We start from the raw sequence: 16,335 nt of genomic DNA on the forward strand, positions 1-16,335 counted from the left end.
GGTTCAGGGTGAGCCCGGTGCGACGAGACAGATGACCAGTGAACCCGCGGGTATGCCGCAATCCTTCTGGAATCAGTTCCTGATCTGGGCCAGCCGCGTCGGGCTGGCCGGCAAGCTCGCCGTCGCGCTGGCGGTAGCCGCCATCGGCGCCGGCTTCGCGACCTACGCGGCACTGACCGCGACGCCGCCGTTCGGGAACGATCCCAATACGGTCAGCCTGCTGCTGACGCTCGACCTGGCGCTGCTGCTGCTGCTCGGCGCCATCATCGCGCGGCGCATCGTCGGGCTGTGGATCGAGCGCCGCCGCGGCCTGGCCGGGTCACGCCTGCATGTCCGGGTGGTCGCGACCTTCAGCCTGCTGGCGGTCATGCCTGCGATCATCGTCGCAGCCTTCTCCGCCATCTTCTTCTATGTCGGCGTCCAATCCTGGTTCAGCGAGCGGGTGCGCACCGCGATCAACGAGTCGCGCGCCGTCGCCCAGGCCTACCTTCACGAACACCAACAGGTGATCCGGGCCGACGCGCTGGCCATGGCCAACGACCTGAACCGGGAGGCGGCGCGCCTGCTGACCGACCCGGGCCGGTTCGCCCAGGTGGTCGCGACCCAGGCCGCGCTGCGGGCCTTGACCGAGGCGATCGTGTTCGACGGCAGCGGCAGGATGCTGGCGCGTTCCGGCCTCTCCTTCACGCTGGAATTCGAGCCGATCCCGGAGAGCGCCCTGGAGCGCGCCCGGCAGGGCGAAGTCGTCCTGATGGTGACCGACACCGACGACCGGGTCAGGGCGCTGGTCCGGCTGGACCGCTTCGTCGATACTTTCCTGTTCGTCGGCCGGCTGGTCGAACCGCGTGTGCTGAACCACATGGAGTCGGCCCAGGAGGCGGCCAGCGCCTATGCCGAGCTGGAAGGCAAGCGCTCCAGCCTTCAGATCACGGTGACGCTGATCTTCGTCGTGGTGGCGCTGCTGCTGCTCCTGGCCGCGGTGTGGATCGGCCTCAATTTCGCGACGGCGCTGGTGGCGCCGATCGGCTCGCTGATCGGCGCCGCCGAGCGGGTGAGGGCAGGGGATCTGGGGGCCCGCGTCCCCGAGTTGCTGCCGGAGGACGAGCTTGGCACCCTGAGCCGGGCCTTCAACCGCATGACCAGCCAGCTGGAGAGCCAACGCCGGGAGCTGATCGAGGCGAACCGCCAGCTCGACCTGCGCCGGCGCTTCACGGAGACCGTGCTGGCCGGCGTCTCCGCCGGAGTCGTCGGCCTAGACCACGAGGGCCGCATCAACCTGCCCAACCTGTCGGGCGCCCATCTGCTGGGCGTGGACGACCCGGAGATCCTGATCGGACGCAAGCTGGTCGACGTGGCGCCGGAGATGGGGGAGCTGATGGGCATGATCCGTCGCCGCCCGGCCAAGCTGATGGAAGCCCAGGTCCAGCTCCGCCGCGCCGGGACCACGCGGACGCTGCTGGTCCGGGTCGCCGCCGAGTCGGTCGGAAGCGACATCCGGGGCTTCGTAGTGACGTTCGACGATGTCACCGAACTGCTCTCGGCGCAACGCAAGGCTGCCTGGGCCGACGTGGCGCGTCGCATCGCGCACGAGATCAAGAACCCGCTGACCCCGATCCAGCTCTCGGCCGAGCGATTGCGCCGAAAATACCTCAAGGAAATCACCAGCGATCCCGAGACGTTCCAGATGTGTACCGATACCATCGTACGCCAGGTGGACGATATCGGCCGGATGGTTGACGAGTTCTCCGCCTTCGCGCGGATGCCGAGCCCGGTGATGAAGCCACAGAACATCAACGAGCTGTGCCGCCAAGCCGTGTTCCTCCAGTCCAGCGCCCATCCCGCCATCAAGTTCACGGCCGACCTGCCGCCGGGGCCGCTCACCGTGCCGTGCGACGGCCGGCAGATCTCCCAGGCGCTGACCAACCTGCTCCAGAACGCGGTGGACGCGATCGACGGCCGCCCCGCTCCCGACATCGGGACGCTGCCACCGGGGCAGGTGGATCTCGGCCTCGAAGTCCACGACGACCGCGTGTCGATCGTGATCGCCGACAATGGCAAGGGACTGCCGCACGAGGAGCGCGACAGGCTGACCGAACCCTACGTCACCACGCGGGCCAAGGGCACCGGGCTGGGGCTCGCCATCGTCAAGAAGATCATGGAGGACCATGGCGGCGAGCTGGTGCTCGAAGACAGGGCTTCCGGCCCAGGCGCCCAGGTCCGCCTCGTGATCCCCAAGACCGAAATCGCCGCGCCGGCCGTGGCCGCCGAAGAAACGCAGCAGAAACAGAGTCGCTATGGCGCATGACATTCTGATCGTCGATGACGAAGCGGACATCCGCATGCTGATTGCGGGTATCCTTGAGGACGAAGGCATGAAGACCCGGCAGGCCGGCGATGCCGACCAGGCCATCGCCGCGGTCGGCGCCCGAAGGCCGAGCCTGGTGATCCTCGACATCTGGCTCCAGGGCAGCCGGCTCGACGGCATCCAGATCCTCGCCGAGCTCAAGCGCGAGCATCCGAACCTGCCGGTCATCATGATCAGCGGCCACGGGACGATCGAGACCGCCGTGTCCGCGATCAAGCAGGGCGCCTACGACTTCATCGAGAAACCGTTCAAGGCCGACCGCCTGCTGGTCCTGGTCGAGCGCGCGATCGAGGCCGCCCGGCTCAGGCGCGAGAACGAGGAGCTGAAGCTCCGGACCGGCGGCCAGATCGAGCTGATCGGCAAGTCGTCGGCGATCAACCATGTGCGCCACTCGATCGAGAAGGTGGCGCCGACCGGCAGCCGCGTCCTGATCACCGGACCGGCCGGGTCCGGCAAGGAGGTCGTCGCCCGCCTTCTCCACGCCCGCTCCCGCCGCGCCGACGGCCCCTTCGTCGGGCTCAACTGCGCCACCATGCGTCCCGACCGGCTGGAGGTCGAGCTGTTCGGCACCGAACATGGCCAGGACGGCCTGCCGCGCAAGGTCGGCACCTTCGAGCAGGCCCATGGCGGCACCCTGCTGCTGGACGAGGTGGCGGACATGCCGCTGGAGACCCAGGGCAAGATCGTCCGCGTGCTCCAGGAGCAGACCTTCGAGCGGGTCGGCGGCAGCGCCAGGGTCGAGGTCGACGTCCGCGTGATCGCGTCGAGCAACCGCGACCTGCCGTCGGAGATCGAGGCCGGGCGGTTCCGGCAGGACCTGTTCTACCGCCTCAGCGTCGTGCCGATCCGGGTTCCGCCGCTGACCGAGCGTCGCGAGGACATCCCCCTCCTGGCCCGCCACTTCATGATCCGCTCGTCCGAGACGGCGGGCCTGCCGGCCCGCGACTACGGCGAGGACGCGATGGCGGCGCTCCAGGCCTATGACTGGCCGGGCAACGTGCGCCAGCTGCGTAACGTGGTGGACTGGCTGCTGATCATGTCGACCGGCGACCCGCGCGAGCCGATCCGCGCCGACATGCTGCCGCCCGAGATCGGCGCCATCACCCCGACGGTCCTGAAGTGGGACAAGGGCGGCGAGATCATGGGCCTGCCGCTGCGCGAGGCCCGCGAAGTGTTCGAGCGCGAGTATCTGCTTGCCCAGGTGACCCGGTTCGGTGGCAACATATCCCGCACGGCCGCGTTCGTGGGAATGGAGCGTTCCGCCTTGCACCGCAAGCTGAAATCCTTGGGCGTGCACGGTAACGACAAGCCTCCCCACAAGCTGGCCGGGGATTGAGCTCATGAAGGTCACCGGTCCATGAAGGTCATCGTCTGCGGCGCCGGCCAGGTCGGCTCCAACATCGCGCGCTATCTCGCGACCGAGAACAACGACGTCACCGTGATCGACCAGTCTCCGGAGCTGATCCAGAAGATCAGCGACACGCTGGACGTCCAGGCCATGGTCGGGTTCGCCTCCCACCCGAACGTGCTGGAGCAGGCGGGTGCCGCCGACGCCGACATGATCATCGCGGTCACCTTGGCCGACGAGGTCAACATGGTGGCCTGCCAGGTGGCGCACTCGCTGTTCAACGTGCCGACCAAGATCGCCCGCGTCCGAAACCAGAGCTACCTGGCGCCGATCTGGGCGGACCTGTTCTCGCGCGAGCACATGCCGATCGACGTGATCATCTCGCCCGAGATCGAGGTGGCCCGGGCGGTCGCCCGCCGGCTCCAGGTGCCGGGCGCGTTCGACATGATCCCGCTGGCCGACGGCAAAGTCCGCGTCATCGGCGTCATTTGCACCGACAATTGCCCGATCCTGCACACGCCGCTGCGCCAGCTGACCGGCCTGTTCCCCGACCTGAACCTCGAGGTCGTGGCGATCGTCCGCAACGACAAGCCGATCATCCCCGGCGGCGACGACCAGATGCTGCCGGGCGACGAGGTCTACTTCGTCGCCGACACCCGGCACCTGGGGCGGGCCATGGCGGCCTTCGGCCACGAGGAGACCGAGGCCCGCCGGATCATCATCCTGGGTGGCGGCAATATCGGCCTGTGCCTCGCCGAGGAACTGGAGGCGAAGCACCCGCAGGTCAGCGCGCGGATCGTCGAGGTGGATCGCGGCCGGGCCCAGTACATCGCCCAGCGGCTGAACCGGACCATGGTGCTGCACGGCGACGGCCTTGATCCGGAGATCCTGGAGGAAGCCAACGTCCGGGCGGCCGAGACGGTGGTCGCCGTGACGAACGACGACGAGGGCAACATCCTCGCCTCGCTCCTCGCCAAGCGCTACGGGTGCCAGCGCGCCATCACCCTGATCAACAAGACGACCTACTCGCCGCTGGTCACCACTCTCGGCATCGACGCCGTGGTCAGCCCGCGCACCATCACGGTCTCGACCATCCTCCAGCATGTCCGGCGCGGCCGGATCCGTGCGGTCCACAGCCTGCGCGAAGGCTTCGCCGAGGTGATCGAGGCGGAGGCGCTGGAGACCTCCAGCCTGATCAACACGCCGCTCCGGGAGATCAAGCTGCCGACCGGCGTGATCGTCGGCGCCATCGTGCGCGGCGAGGAGGTGATCATCCCCAGGCCCTCCACGGTGATCAAGCCGCACGACCGGGTCATCATCCTGGCCGCGGTCGGGCAGGTGAAGAAGGTCGAGAAGATGTTCGCGGTGCGGCTCGAGTTCTTCTGAGCCCCCCGCTGTCCCGTCCCGTCCCACGATCCCGAAAAGCTCATCCAAAGAAGCGGAAAGCATGGCTCGATACGCATATGTCAACGGCCGGTTCGTTCCCCACGGCGAGGCCATGGTCCATGTCGAGGACCGCGGCTTCCAGTTCGCCGACGGTGTCTACGAAGTCGTCACGATCATCGGCGGCAGGCTCGTCGACGAGCAGGGGCACCTGGATCGCCTGGCACGGTCGCTGAACGAACTGCGGATCGCGTGGCCGGTGGCCCCCCATGTGCTCAAGCTGCTGATGCGCCGGCTTATCGCCCGCAACCACGTGACACAGGGGACCATCTATCTCCAGATCACGCGCGGCGTCGCCCCGCGCGACTTCAAGTTCCCCAAACACTCCCGCAGCAGTCTGGTCATGACGACAAAGCGCGCGACCGCCTTCGCGACTCCGGAACAGTTGGAGAACGGGGTCAAGGTGATCTCGATTCCCGACATCCGCTGGCTGCGCCGGGATATCAAGTCGGTAGCATTGCTGCCGCAGGTGTTGGGCAAGCAGCAGGCGGTGGAGGCCGGTGCGTTCGAGGCGTGGCAGCTCGACCCCGACGGCAACGTGACCGAGGGCTGCTCCAGCAACGCCTGGATCGTCACCGCGGACGGCACCCTGGTGACCCGCTACGCCAACAACCTGATCCTGAACGGCGTGACGCGGCTCTCGATCGTCCGGCTGGCCAAGGAAGCCGGCATCCCGTTCGAGGAACGCGCCTTCTCGCTGGAGGAAGCCTACCGGGCGCGGGAGGCCTTCGTTTCCAGCGCCAGCACCTTCGTGATGCCGGTCACCCGGATCGACGACCGCACCGTCGGGAACGGCAAGCCGGGCTCCCTGGGTGAGCGCCTGCGGCAGGCCTATCTGGAATACGCCCGGACGGCGGGCGCCTCGTGATGCCGGAACACGACCTTGCCACCCCCGGTCCCGGCGACGGGAAGCCGTCGCGGCTGCCGCGCGCGGTCCTGTTCGATTGGGACAATACCCTGGTGGACAACTGGGGCTGCATCCATGCCGCGTTGAACGCTGCCCTGGTCGCCCACGGCCTGCCGCCCTGGACCCTGGAGGAGACCCGCATCCGCGTCCGGCAGAGCCTGCGCGACAGCTTCCCGCGCCTGTTCGGCGACCGCTGGACCGACGCGCGCGACATCTTCTACGACCATTTCGGCCGCCACCATCTCGATTACCTGAAGCCGCTCCCGGGTGCCGAGGGGCTGCTGTCGGCGCTGGCCGGGCAGGGCGTCTATCTCGGGGTGGTCAGCAACAAGACGGGCCGCTTCCTGCGGGCCGAGTCGGCCCAACTCGGTTGGGACCGCTACTTCGGCAAGCTGGTCGGAGCGGGAGACGCGCCACAAGATAAACCTGCGGTTGACCCCATCCACATGGCCCTTGAGCCCGGCGGGTTGATTGCCGGTCCCGACGTCTGGTTCATCGGCGACGCAGACGTGGATATGCAGTGCGCCCATGCCGGGGGATGCGTTCCGATGCTGATCGGGAACAGTCCGGACGACTTCGGGAATTTTCCGCCTGCGCACCGGTTTGACACTTGCGATATAGTATCCGACTTGGTGCGGCGCCTCGGCGCCCCCATATCGCTGGAGACTCCAGTCGAACAACGAAAATAGCCCAACAAAAGGGTTATGGAATGTTATCCGGGCTCTGGGATGGGGCCCCAAGAACCATCACAACGGGGCGATTGCATATGTCCGAAAAAAGTCAAAATGTTCAGGACGTTTTCTTAAACCACGTCCGAAAGAACAAGACCCCGGTCACCGTGTTCCTGGTGAACGGTGTCAAACTCCAAGGCATCATAACGTGGTTCGACAACTTCTCCGTCCTGCTGCGACGCGATGCGCATAGCCAACTGGTCTACAAGCACGCAATCTCGACCGTGATGCCTGCCCATCCTATTCAACTTTTCGAGCCGCCCAAGGAAGGTGAAGGTACCTAACGCACCCGATCAGGGCACCGGCCGGTCCGCCATGGGCACCGGCCGCGCCCTCGTGATCCATCCGATCCTGCGCGAGTCCAAGATCGACGACGGCATGCGCAGCCCCGAAGCGCGCCTGGACGAAGCCGTCGGACTGGCCGCCGCGATCGAACTGGACGTCGCCCACGCCGAAGCCGTCAAGGTCAACCGGCCACAGCCTTCGACCCTGCTCGGGTCGGGCACGGTGGAGCATTTCGCCGACCTGATCCGCGACGCGGAAGAGAGGGGTGAACCGATCGATCTTGTCGTGATGGACCACGCCCTGTCGCCCGTCCAGCAGCGCAACCTGGAACGCGGTCTTCATGCCAAGGTCATCGACCGCACCGGCCTGATCCTGGAGATCTTCGGCGCCCGGGCACGCACCCGCGAAGGACAGTTGCAGGTGGAACTTGCCGCGCTGAGCTACCAGCGCTCGCGGCTGGTCCGGTCCTGGACCCACCTGGAGCGCCAGCGCGGCGGTTTCGGCTTTCTCGGCGGTCCCGGCGAAAGCCAGCTCGAGATCGACCGCCGCCTGATCGGCGACCGGATCATCAAGCTGAAGCGGGAGCTGGACGAGGTCCGGCGCACCCGCGACCTGCACCGCAAGGCGCGGGACCGGGTGCCCTATCCTGTGGTGGCCTTGGTCGGCTACACCAACGCCGGCAAGTCGTCGCTGTTCAACCGGATGGCCGGCGCCGACGTGTTCGCCAAGAACCTGCTGTTCGCGACGCTCGACCCGACCATGCGCGGGATCGAGCTGCCGACCGGCCGCAAGGTGATCCTGTCCGACACGGTGGGCTTCATCTCCGACCTGCCGACCCACCTCGTGGCCGCCTTCCGGGCGACCCTGGAGGAGGTCCAGGCGGCCGACATCGTCCTGCACGTTCGGGACATCGCCCATCCCGACACGGAGGCCCAGAAGGCCGACGTCGAGGCGGTGCTGCGCGACCTCGACATCGATCCGTCCCAGGACGGCCGCGTCGTCGAGGTGCTGAACAAGATCGACCTGCTCGACGTCGCCACGCGGGACGCCCTGCTCGCCCAGGCGGCACGCAACGACCACATGCAGGCGGTCTCGGCCCTGACCGGCGAGGGCCTGCCCGAACTGTTCGGGCTGCTCGACCGCCACATGACGATGGACCGCCAGACGGTCGATCTCACGGTGCGGATCGACGACGGCGCGGCGCTGGCCTGGCTCTACCAGCGGGGCGACGTACTGGAGCGGCGGGACGACGAGTCATTCGCCCATCTCCAGATCGCCTTGGATCCCGCCGACCTCGCCCGTTTCGAACGGCGCTACGACTACCATCCCGCCAGCTGACGCGGATCCGTCCGCATTGCGCACGCTCCGGGCCGGTACCCTCCAGGGTGCCGGCCTTCCTTTTGCCTCCGGGAAAATGAACCGCTACCCCTGGTGTAAATTGGGCGAGGCCCCATCTGCCGGGGTGAAATGCTTGACGGCCGGGAAATCTGCCGTTATACGGCTGGCACTCCCTGGCCTTGAGTGCTAACACCCAGCGCTGACACCACAGCCGGCACCAAGGCCGGCGACAGACATCTCGGAGAGATCCCATGAAGTTCAGGCCTTTGCATGATCGCGTCGTCGTGAAGCCGACCGAGCAGGAGAACAAGACTGCCGGCGGCATCATCATTCCGGACACCGCCAAGGAAAAGCCGATGCAGGGCGAAGTCATCGCCGTCGGCCCCGGTGCCCGCGGCGAGGACGGCAAGGTCACCGCGCTCGACGTCAAGGCGGGCGACAAGGTGCTGTACGGCAAGTGGTCCGGTACCGAGGTCAAGATCGAGGGCGACACGCTTCTGATCATGCGTGAGTCCGACCTGATGGGCGTCCTCGAGTAAAAACCCCGCGTCAACCGCCATATAGGAGATCCAGGGCATGGCTGCCAAGGAAGTTAAGTTTTCGGTCGACGCCCGCACCCGCATGCTGCGCGGCGTGGACATTCTGGCCGACGCCGTCAAGGTGACGCTGGGCCCGAAGGGCCGCAACGTGGTGCTGGAGAAGAGCTTCGGCGCGCCGCGCATCACCAAGGACGGCGTGACGGTCGCCAAGGACATCGAGCTGTCCGACAAGTTCGAGAACATGGGCGCGCAGATGGTGCGCGAGGTCGCCAGCAAGACCAACGACCTGGCGGGTGACGGCACCACCACCGCGACCGTCCTGGCCCAGGCGATCGTCCGCGAGGGCGTCAAGTCGGTCGCGGCCGGCATGAACCCGATGGACCTGAAGCGCGGCATCGACCTCGCGGTCGAAGCCGTCGTCAATTCCGTCAAGGCCTCCTCCAAGAAGATCAACACCAACGCGGAGATCGCCCAGGTCGGCACGATCTCGGCCAACGGTGAGCGCGAGATCGGCGAGATGATCGCCCGCGCCATGGAGAAGGTCGGCAACGAGGGTGTCATCACCGTCGAAGAGGCGAAGTCGCTTGAGACCGAACTGGAAGTGGTCGAGGGCATGCAGTTCGACCGCGGCTACCTCAGCCCCTACTTCGTCACCAACGCCGAGAAGATGACCACCGAGCTGGAGAACCCCTTCATTCTCCTGCACGAGAAGAAGCTCTCCGGCCTGCAGGCCATGCTGCCGGTCCTCGAGGCCGTCGTCCAGAGCGGTCGTCCGCTGCTGATCGTCGCCGAGGACGTCGAGGGCGAGGTCCTGGCCACCCTGGTGGTCAACAAGCTGCGCGGCGGCCTGAAGGTCGCTGCCGTCAAGGCCCCCGGCTTCGGTGACCGCCGCAAGGCGATGCTGGAGGACATGGCCATCCTGACCGGCGGCCAGGTCGTCAGCGAGGATCTCGGCATCAAGCTCGAGAACGTCAGCCTGGAGATGCTCGGCACGGCCAAGCGCGTCCTGATCACCAAGGAAGAGACCACGATCGTCGACGGCGCCGGTGCAGGTGCCGACATCGAGGCCCGCTGCACCCAGATCCGTCGCCAGATCGACGAGACCACCAGCGACTACGACCGTGAGAAGCTGCAGGAGCGGCTGGCCAAGCTGGCCGGCGGCGTCGCGGTGATCCGCGTCGGCGGCGCCACCGAGGTCGAGGTGAAGGAGCGCAAGGATCGCGTCGACGACGCGATGCACGCGACCCGCGCCGCGGTCGAGGAAGGCGTGGTTTCGGGCGGCGGTGCGGCCCTGCTGTACGCCATCAAGTCCCTGGACAACGTGCAGGTGACCAACGACGACCAGCGGGTCGGCGTCGAGATCATCCGTCGCGCCCTGAAGGCTCCGGCCCGTCAGATCGCCGACAACGCCGGTGCCGATGGCGCCGTGGTGGTCGGAAAGCTGCTCGAGTCGACCGATCCGTCCTACGGCTACGATGCCCAGAACGGCGTCTTCGGCGACATGTTCAAGGCCGGCATCATCGACCCGACCAAGGTCGTGCGCACCGCCCTGCAGGATGCGGCCTCGGTCGCCGGCCTGCTGATCACCACCGAGGCGATGATCGCCGACAAGCCGGAGCCCAAGGGTGGCCCGGCCATGCCGCCGGGCGGCATGGGCGGCATGGGCGGCATGGGCGACATGGGCTTCTAAGCACCGGTCGTCCGGCCGATCCGGCTGGAAGTGGAGAAGGGAAGGGGCCGCAGCTTCGCGCTGCGGCCCTTTTTCCGTTCCCGGGTCCGAGAGGCATCGATGGGCAGACAACCCGTCTCATCCGAAGGTCATATGGGGAACGTCGATCAGATTGCCCCAATGGATGCATGCAACGGCGCCTAGAAGCCCGTGCGACGGGTCTGCCGACAAAGACCGAACCGGAGGAACGACAATGTTGATGCGTACTGCCCTTTCCCTGCTCGTGATGTTTCTGCTGGTGAACGCGGTGCTGGAACTGTTCCCCGAAAGCTGAAGGCGGGTCCGGTCCAGCGGCAGGGCAGGGGAATTCCGGTGCCGGCAATCAGGTTTTGCAAAATCGTGACGGCTTCCAATATATCCGTTAGAAGCACTCCGCAGAGCTGACCTGGATTTTCCCTGTATGCTGCCAGATACCGACCGCGTTTCGACCATCATCCGAGAGGTGGCCGAAGCCGAGATCCTGCCGCGATTCCGCCGTTTGGCGACTTCCGATATCCGTGAGAAAGGCCCCGGCGACCTCGTCACCATCGCCGACGAGTCGAGCGAACGGGAGCTGGCCCGCCGCTTGCGCGACCTGCTTCCCGGCTCGGTGGTGATCGGCGAGGAGGCCGCAGCCGCCGACCAAGCGGTGCTGCAGCGGATCTTCAACGAGGAGCCGGTCTGGATCATCGATCCCGTGGACGGCACGTCCAATTTCGCTTCCGGCAAGCCCCAGTTCGGCGTGATCGTAGCATTGGCCGGCGGAGGCGAGACGCTCGCGGGCTGGATCCACGATCCGCTCGGCCGACGCACGGCCGTCGCCGTGAAAGGCGAGGGGGCCTGGCTGGACTCCACCCGTCTGCGGACCGCTGGGACGGCCCCCCTGGCCGACATGACCGGCGTGCTGTCGTCGCGCTATTTCGATCCGTCGATCCGGGAACGGCTGGAGGATCGCCGCCACCGGTTCGCCCACACCTTCTCGCTCCGCTGCGCGGCCCACGAATATCTGAGCCTGACCAGCGGCGAGACCCATTTCTCCCTCTACCGCCGCATCATGCCGTGGGACCATGCCGCCGGGACCCTGATGCATGCCGAGGCGGGCGGTTACCATGCCCGGCTCGACGGCAGCCCCTATGCTCCGACCGAGCAGACCGGGGGCCTCCTGTTGGCCCCCGACCGCCGGAGCTGGGCGGAACTGCGCGACCTCCTGTTCCAGGACTGATCCGGAAGCGTCACTTCGAGCGGTGGATCGCCAAAGGCCCGAAAGCCTGGGTGGTCGGCATGATCTCCAGTCGGTTGACGTTGAAATGGGGCGGCAGCGTCGCGGCCCAGAAGACTGCCTCGGCTACGTCGTCGGCGGTCAGCGGCGTCGTGTCCGCATAGACCTTGCCCGCCTTCTCGGCATCCCCCTTGAAGCGCACCAGGGAGAAGTCGGTCTCGACCATGCCGGGCTCCACGTTGGTGACCCGCACGCCGGTGCCCTGGAGGTCCGCCCGCAGGGCCAGCGAGAATTGCTTCACGAAAGCCTTCGAGGCGCAGTAGACATTGCCGCCGGGGTAGGGATAGTTGCCCGCGGTAGACCCGATGTTCACCACATGGCCGCGCCCGCGCTCGATCATGCCCGGCAGCAGCGCTCGGGTGCAGAAAACCAGCCCCTTGTCGTTGGTGTCGATCATGGTTTCCCAGTCGTCCGGATCGGCCTTCTGGGCGGGATCGGCGCCCAGCGCCAAGCCGGCATTGTTGATCAACGTCTCGACCTCTTTAAAGCCGGCGGGCAGGGAGCCGAAAGCCTGCTCGATGGCGGAGCGGTCGCGCACGTCAACTTCGACGGTATGGACCTCCGTCTTCAGCTCGTCGCGGAGCGCCTTGAGCCGGTCAGCCCGGCGCCCGGCCAGCACCAGCTTCGACCCGATCGCGGCGAATCGGCGCGCGAAGGCGCTGCCGAACCCGCCGGTGGCTCCGGTGATCAGCACTAGGCCGGGCTTGTGCGGGGCGTTGTTGGCATAGGTCATCGTCTCACTCCTCGTTCTTGTTGTTCCTGCAGTCCGGCAGGCCGTCCGGTCCCAGCGCCGTCTCCTCGCGCTTGGCCCGTTGCCAAAGCGTTTCCATCTCGGCCAGGTCCGACTGCTCGGGCCCGCGGCCGGCCTCGGCCAGCCAAGTTTCGATCCGGCGGAAGCGGCGCTCGAACTTGGCGTTCGTGCCGCGCAGGGCTGTCTCGGGATCGATGTCCAGCCGCCGCGCCAGGTTGGTGACGGCGAACAGCAGGTCGCCCAGTTCGTCCTGAAGCCGGGCGCGGTCGGCTTCCCGCAGTTCCGCCCTGAGCTCGCCGATCTCCTCCTCGATCTTGTCGAGGATGTCGGCCGTCTCCGCCCAGTCGAAACCGACGCGGGCCGCCCGCTTCTGGAGCTTGATCGACCGGGTCAGCGCCGGCAGGCCGCCGGTCACGCCGTCCAGCACGCTAGGAACCCTGCCTTCGGCGGCGGCCTTGGCCTCGCGCTCGGCCGCCTTCTGGTCCTCCCAGCGGACGACCATGGCATCGGCGCTCTCCACCGTCACGTCTCCGAAGACATGGGGGTGCCGCCGGATCATCTTGTCCGAGATGGCCCCCGCGATCGCCTCGAAGTCGAATTGGCCGGCCTCGCGGGCCATCTGGGCATAGAAGACCACCTGGAACAGCAGGTCGCCCAATTCGTCCTTGAGCGCCGGCATGTCGTCCTGCTCGATCGCGTCGGCGACCTCATAGGCCTCCTCGATCGTGTGGGGCGCGATGGTTCGGAAGGTCTGCTCCAGGTCCCACGGGCAGCCGGCGTCGCGGTCGCGCAGCCGGGCCATGATGTCGAGCAGGCGGTCGATGTTTCGGGACATGGGGATACGATCTGTCACGGAGAGAGAAAGCCAGACTTTAACCCAGGGGATGGATGGAGCAAGCGGGCAGGGGACGGTTTTCCGGCAGACGGCTCATGTGCAGCGATTGACTTCCACGCTGAGATGCCTGATGCCGAGGTCGTCGGGAATCAGCTCCCGGTAATATTCCGGCGGATGCGGGTCGTGCGTCACGATGCTGACGATCGCGGCATGGACGCCCGGTCCGACCGACCAGACATGCAGGTCGGCGATCCGGTCGCCGTCGCCGCGCTCCAGGATGCCGCGCAGCCGCCGGCGCAGCGATTCCGGCGCCTGGTGGTCCAGCAGGACGCCGGTCGTGCTGCGCAGAAGCCCGCGCGACCAATTGGCGACCAGCACGGCGCCGACGATGCCCATCACCGGATCGAGCCAGCCCGCGTCGAGATACTTCGCCCCGAGAAGCGCCAGGATCGCCAGCCCCGAAGTCAGGGCATCGGCAAGGACATGCAGGTAGGCCGAACGCAGGTTATGGTCCTCACGGTGGTGCCCATGACCGTGATGATGATGCTCATGGTCATGGTCGTGACTACGCTTGTGGTCGTGACCATGCCGGTGGCCGCCGAGAATCACGACGCTCGCCGCATTCACGACCAGCCCCAGAATCGCGACCATGATCGCCTCGTCGAACGCGATTTCCCCGGGGGCGAGCAGGCGGCCGGCGCTTTCCCACGCCATTCCCAACGCCACCACGGCCAGCAGCAGCGCACCGGTGAAGCCGGCCAAGGCATTGACCTTGCCGGTCCCGAAGCTGAAGCGGGGATCATGGGCATGCCGGCGCGCATAGACATAGGCGAAGACCGTGATGCCCAGCGCCAGCACATGGGACGCCATGTGGACGCCGTCGGCCAGCAGCGCCATCGACCCGGTCCACAGGCCGGCGACGACCTCGATCACCATGGTCACGGCCGTGATCAGGACCACCAGGATCGTGCGCCGTTCGCCGGCCGCCGCGCGATCCTGGCCGAAGCTGTGGTCGTGCTGCCAACGATGAAGGGAGTCACTGTGCATTCCGGGGATCCTCCTGGAATCATGAACAGGCGGGCAGGGCCGTCGGCACCGTACGGGAAAACGAACACCGCGGGCGCAAGGATCGCTCCCGCTCCATACCACGACAAGAACGTCATAATTTATATTATGGAAATGATACTCCGTATACAACGGTATGTGGGTTGACGATAACCCTCATATCGCTTAGCTTCACCGCATTCGGAATTCTGAATTCCGAAAAACCATGCCCGAGCGACGGACCCATGAAGCCGATATCCTCCCAGCCGGTTCTGATCGACCAGGTTTACGAATCCCTCGTCAAGGCGATCGCCGACGGCAGTTTGCCGGCCGGCAGCCGAATCCGCCAGGAGGAACTTGCCGAACGGCTCGGCGTCTCCCGCCAGCCGGTCAGCCACGCTCTCCAGCTCCTCAAGCGCCAGGGCCTGCTCGTGGAAAGCGGCAAGCGCGGCCTGACGGTGGCGCCGCTGGATTCCGCCCGCATCCTGGACCTGTACCAGGTCAGGACATCGCTCGACGCCCTCGCCGCCCGTCTGGCCGCCCAGCGGATCGCCGCCGGCACCGCCGGTCCCGCGGCACGCCGCGAGCTCGAAGACGCGCTTCAGCGCGGCGCATCGCTGGACCCGGACCGGCCTGCCGCCGCCTTCATCCAGGCCGACGTCGAGTTCCATACCGCGATCTACCGCCTGTCGGGCAACACGGCGATCGAGGAAACCGTGGCACCGCAATGGCCGCATCTCAAACGGTCCATGGGCGTCGTCCTCAATGATCCCGGGCACCGTCCCAAGGTCTGGAACGAACACGCCGTCATCGCCGGCTTCATACTGGCCGGCGATGCCGCCGGTGCCGAAGCCGCGGCGCTCAAGCACACCGACCGCGCCGGCACCGAGACGTCCCAAAGGCTGGCTGCCATAAACCAGGCCGCCTGAACCACGACAAAGGAGGAAGCGACCCATGAAACTGACCCCGGAACAGCTCGCCGAATTCGCCGATCAGGGCTACATCTTCCTGCCGGAAGCCTTCACGCCCGAGGAGGTCGAGGTCCTGCGCCGCGAGGCCGAGCAGATCTACCGCTCCGACCGGCCGGAGGTCTGGCGCGAGAAAAGCGGCGCGCCGCGCACCGCCTTCGCCGCGCACACCTACAACGAGGCCTTCCGCATCCTCGGCGCCCATCCCCGCCTGATCGAGCCGGTGGAGCAGTTCTTCGGCGAAAAGCTCTACATGCACCAGTACAAGATCAACGCCAAGGCGGCCTTTGACGGCGAGGTCTGGCAGTGGCACCAGGATTATGGAACCTGGGCGCGCGACGACGGCATGCCGGAACCCCGCGCCATGAACATCTCGGTCTTCATCGACGAAGTCATGCCGATCAACGGTCCCCTGATGCTGATCCCGCGCAGCCACACGCACGGCACGCTGCCAGCCGGCCACGACAAGCAGACCACCTCCTATCCGCTCTGGACGCTGGATCACGATACCGTCGCCAAACTGGTGGACGAAGGCGGGATCGTCGCACCGACCGGCAAGCCCGGCTCGGTGCTGATGTTCCACGGCAACCTTGTCCATGGTTCGGCTGGCAACATCACCCCCTACCCTCGCAAGATCGTGTATCTGACCCTGTGCGCGGTCTCCAACCACATCCGCAAGCCGACCCGGCCGGAATGGATCGCCCATCAGGATTTCACGCCGATCGAGACGGTCGCCGACGACGCCCTGACCGCCTATGCCCGGTCCGGCCGGCTGGCCGCGGAGTAAGGGACCG

15 protein-coding genes are annotated in these 16,335 nt (G+C 66.8%); 12 read left to right on the forward strand and 3 right to left on the reverse strand.

Translation table 11 applies throughout. From position 1 onward, the window contains the following. The first annotated feature begins 31 nt into the window (after positions 1-31). The 10 genes from JL101_RS12330 (at position 32) to JL101_RS12375 (ending at position 11,886) form a co-directional block, all read left to right on the forward strand. The gene (locus JL101_RS12330; RefSeq protein ID WP_203095328.1) at positions 32-2,305 is read left to right on the forward strand and encodes a sensor histidine kinase NtrY-like; all 2,274 of its coding nucleotides are present in this window, start codon (positions 32-34) and stop codon (positions 2,303-2,305) included. Beyond that, positions 2,295-3,701 (forward strand): nitrogen assimilation response regulator NtrX, encoded by a 1,407-nt coding sequence (gene ntrX / locus JL101_RS12335; protein ID WP_203095329.1) that lies wholly within the window; start codon positions 2,295-2,297, stop codon positions 3,699-3,701. The genes JL101_RS12330 and ntrX overlap by 11 nt, the downstream gene beginning before the upstream one ends. 21 nt (positions 3,702-3,722) lie before the next feature. Continuing rightward, positions 3,723-5,099, forward strand: coding sequence for a Trk system potassium transporter TrkA (gene trkA / locus JL101_RS12340; protein WP_201080457.1), 1,377 nt, complete (start codon positions 3,723-3,725; stop codon positions 5,097-5,099). Between the two features lie 61 nt (positions 5,100-5,160). Beyond that, complete coding sequence (locus JL101_RS12345) at positions 5,161-6,024, forward strand: D-amino-acid transaminase (RefSeq protein WP_203095330.1); 864 nt, start codon at positions 5,161-5,163, stop codon at positions 6,022-6,024. Further along, positions 6,024-6,752: an HAD family hydrolase gene (locus tag JL101_RS12350; protein WP_203095331.1), complete on the forward strand. Its 729-nt coding sequence runs from the start codon at positions 6,024-6,026 to the stop codon at positions 6,750-6,752. The genes JL101_RS12345 and JL101_RS12350 overlap by 1 nt, the downstream gene beginning before the upstream one ends. Before the next feature lie 77 nt (positions 6,753-6,829). After that, complete coding sequence (hfq, locus tag JL101_RS12355) at positions 6,830-7,078, forward strand: RNA chaperone Hfq (protein WP_158045550.1); 249 nt, start codon at positions 6,830-6,832, stop codon at positions 7,076-7,078. Between the two features lie 31 nt (positions 7,079-7,109). Further along, entirely contained in the window at positions 7,110-8,417 is a 1,308-nt protein-coding gene (gene hflX, locus JL101_RS12360; RefSeq protein WP_407697435.1) for a GTPase HflX, read from the forward strand. A 251-nt stretch (positions 8,418-8,668) separates the two neighbouring features. Beyond that, positions 8,669-8,956 (forward strand): co-chaperone GroES, encoded by a 288-nt coding sequence (locus JL101_RS12365; RefSeq protein WP_158045551.1) that lies wholly within the window; start codon positions 8,669-8,671, stop codon positions 8,954-8,956. A gap of 37 nt (positions 8,957-8,993) precedes the next feature. Then, positions 8,994-10,646, forward strand: a complete 1,653-nt coding sequence (gene groL / locus JL101_RS12370; RefSeq protein WP_203095332.1) for a chaperonin GroEL — start codon at positions 8,994-8,996, stop codon at positions 10,644-10,646. A 439-nt stretch (positions 10,647-11,085) separates the two neighbouring features. Continuing rightward, positions 11,086-11,886, forward strand: a complete 801-nt coding sequence (locus tag JL101_RS12375; RefSeq protein WP_203095333.1) for an inositol monophosphatase family protein — start codon at positions 11,086-11,088, stop codon at positions 11,884-11,886. Positions 11,887-11,896: 10 nt separating this feature from the next. Here the strand turns inward: JL101_RS12375 and JL101_RS12380 are convergent, their stop codons facing one another. The 3 genes from JL101_RS12380 to dmeF all read right to left on the reverse strand — a co-directional run bounded on the left by JL101_RS12380 (position 11,897) and on the right by dmeF (position 14,576). Further along, the gene (locus JL101_RS12380) at positions 11,897-12,676 is read right to left on the reverse strand and encodes an SDR family oxidoreductase (protein WP_203095334.1); all 780 of its coding nucleotides are present in this window, start codon (positions 12,674-12,676) and stop codon (positions 11,897-11,899) included. Between the two features lie 4 nt (positions 12,677-12,680). Then, positions 12,681-13,529 (reverse strand): nucleoside triphosphate pyrophosphohydrolase, encoded by an 849-nt coding sequence (gene mazG, locus JL101_RS12385; RefSeq protein WP_203095335.1) that lies wholly within the window; start codon positions 13,527-13,529, stop codon positions 12,681-12,683. Between the two features lie 93 nt (positions 13,530-13,622). Then, positions 13,623-14,576 (reverse strand): CDF family Co(II)/Ni(II) efflux transporter DmeF, encoded by a 954-nt coding sequence (dmeF, locus tag JL101_RS12390; protein ID WP_203095336.1) that lies wholly within the window; start codon positions 14,574-14,576, stop codon positions 13,623-13,625. A gap of 242 nt (positions 14,577-14,818) precedes the next feature. On the opposite strand from dmeF, the gene JL101_RS12395 reads away from it, so the two are divergent. Further along, complete coding sequence (locus JL101_RS12395) at positions 14,819-15,502, forward strand: GntR family transcriptional regulator (RefSeq protein ID WP_203095337.1); 684 nt, start codon at positions 14,819-14,821, stop codon at positions 15,500-15,502. Positions 15,503-15,527: 25 nt separating this feature from the next. Next, positions 15,528-16,328, forward strand: coding sequence for a phytanoyl-CoA dioxygenase family protein (locus JL101_RS12400; RefSeq protein ID WP_203095338.1), 801 nt, complete (start codon positions 15,528-15,530; stop codon positions 16,326-16,328). Positions 16,329-16,335: the final 7 nt, after the last annotated feature.

It is taken from the genome of Skermanella rosea (assembly GCF_016806835.2).
Classification (GTDB): domain Bacteria; phylum Pseudomonadota; class Alphaproteobacteria; order Azospirillales; family Azospirillaceae; genus Skermanella; species Skermanella rosea.

Bases quoted from the DNA above. Each gene is read 5' to 3' on its own strand.
- ntrX (WP_203095329.1), top strand. From the start codon at position 2,295: ATGGCGCATGACATTCTGATCGTCGATGACGAAGCGGACATCCGCATG.
- JL101_RS12400 (WP_203095338.1), top strand. From the start codon at position 15,528: ATGAAACTGACCCCGGAACAGCTCGCCGAATTCGCCGATCAGGGCTAC.
- JL101_RS12375 (WP_203095333.1), top strand. From the start codon at position 11,086: ATGCTGCCAGATACCGACCGCGTTTCGACCATCATCCGAGAGGTGGCC.
- hflX (WP_407697435.1), top strand. From the start codon at position 7,110: ATGGGCACCGGCCGCGCCCTCGTGATCCATCCGATCCTGCGCGAGTCC.
- mazG (WP_203095335.1), bottom strand. From the start codon at position 13,529: ATGTCCCGAAACATCGACCGCCTGCTCGACATCATGGCCCGGCTGCGC.
- JL101_RS12330 (WP_203095328.1), top strand. From the start codon at position 32: ATGACCAGTGAACCCGCGGGTATGCCGCAATCCTTCTGGAATCAGTTC.
- groL (WP_203095332.1), top strand. From the start codon at position 8,994: ATGGCTGCCAAGGAAGTTAAGTTTTCGGTCGACGCCCGCACCCGCATG.
- JL101_RS12395 (WP_203095337.1), top strand. From the start codon at position 14,819: ATGAAGCCGATATCCTCCCAGCCGGTTCTGATCGACCAGGTTTACGAA.
- trkA (WP_201080457.1), top strand. From the start codon at position 3,723: ATGAAGGTCATCGTCTGCGGCGCCGGCCAGGTCGGCTCCAACATCGCG.
- JL101_RS12345 (WP_203095330.1), top strand. From the start codon at position 5,161: ATGGCTCGATACGCATATGTCAACGGCCGGTTCGTTCCCCACGGCGAG.
- dmeF (WP_203095336.1), bottom strand. From the start codon at position 14,576: ATGCACAGTGACTCCCTTCATCGTTGGCAGCACGACCACAGCTTCGGC.
- JL101_RS12365 (WP_158045551.1), top strand. From the start codon at position 8,669: ATGAAGTTCAGGCCTTTGCATGATCGCGTCGTCGTGAAGCCGACCGAG.
- JL101_RS12380 (WP_203095334.1), bottom strand. From the start codon at position 12,676: ATGACCTATGCCAACAACGCCCCGCACAAGCCCGGCCTAGTGCTGATC.
- hfq (WP_158045550.1), top strand. From the start codon at position 6,830: ATGTCCGAAAAAAGTCAAAATGTTCAGGACGTTTTCTTAAACCACGTC.
- JL101_RS12350 (WP_203095331.1), top strand. From the start codon at position 6,024: ATGCCGGAACACGACCTTGCCACCCCCGGTCCCGGCGACGGGAAGCCG.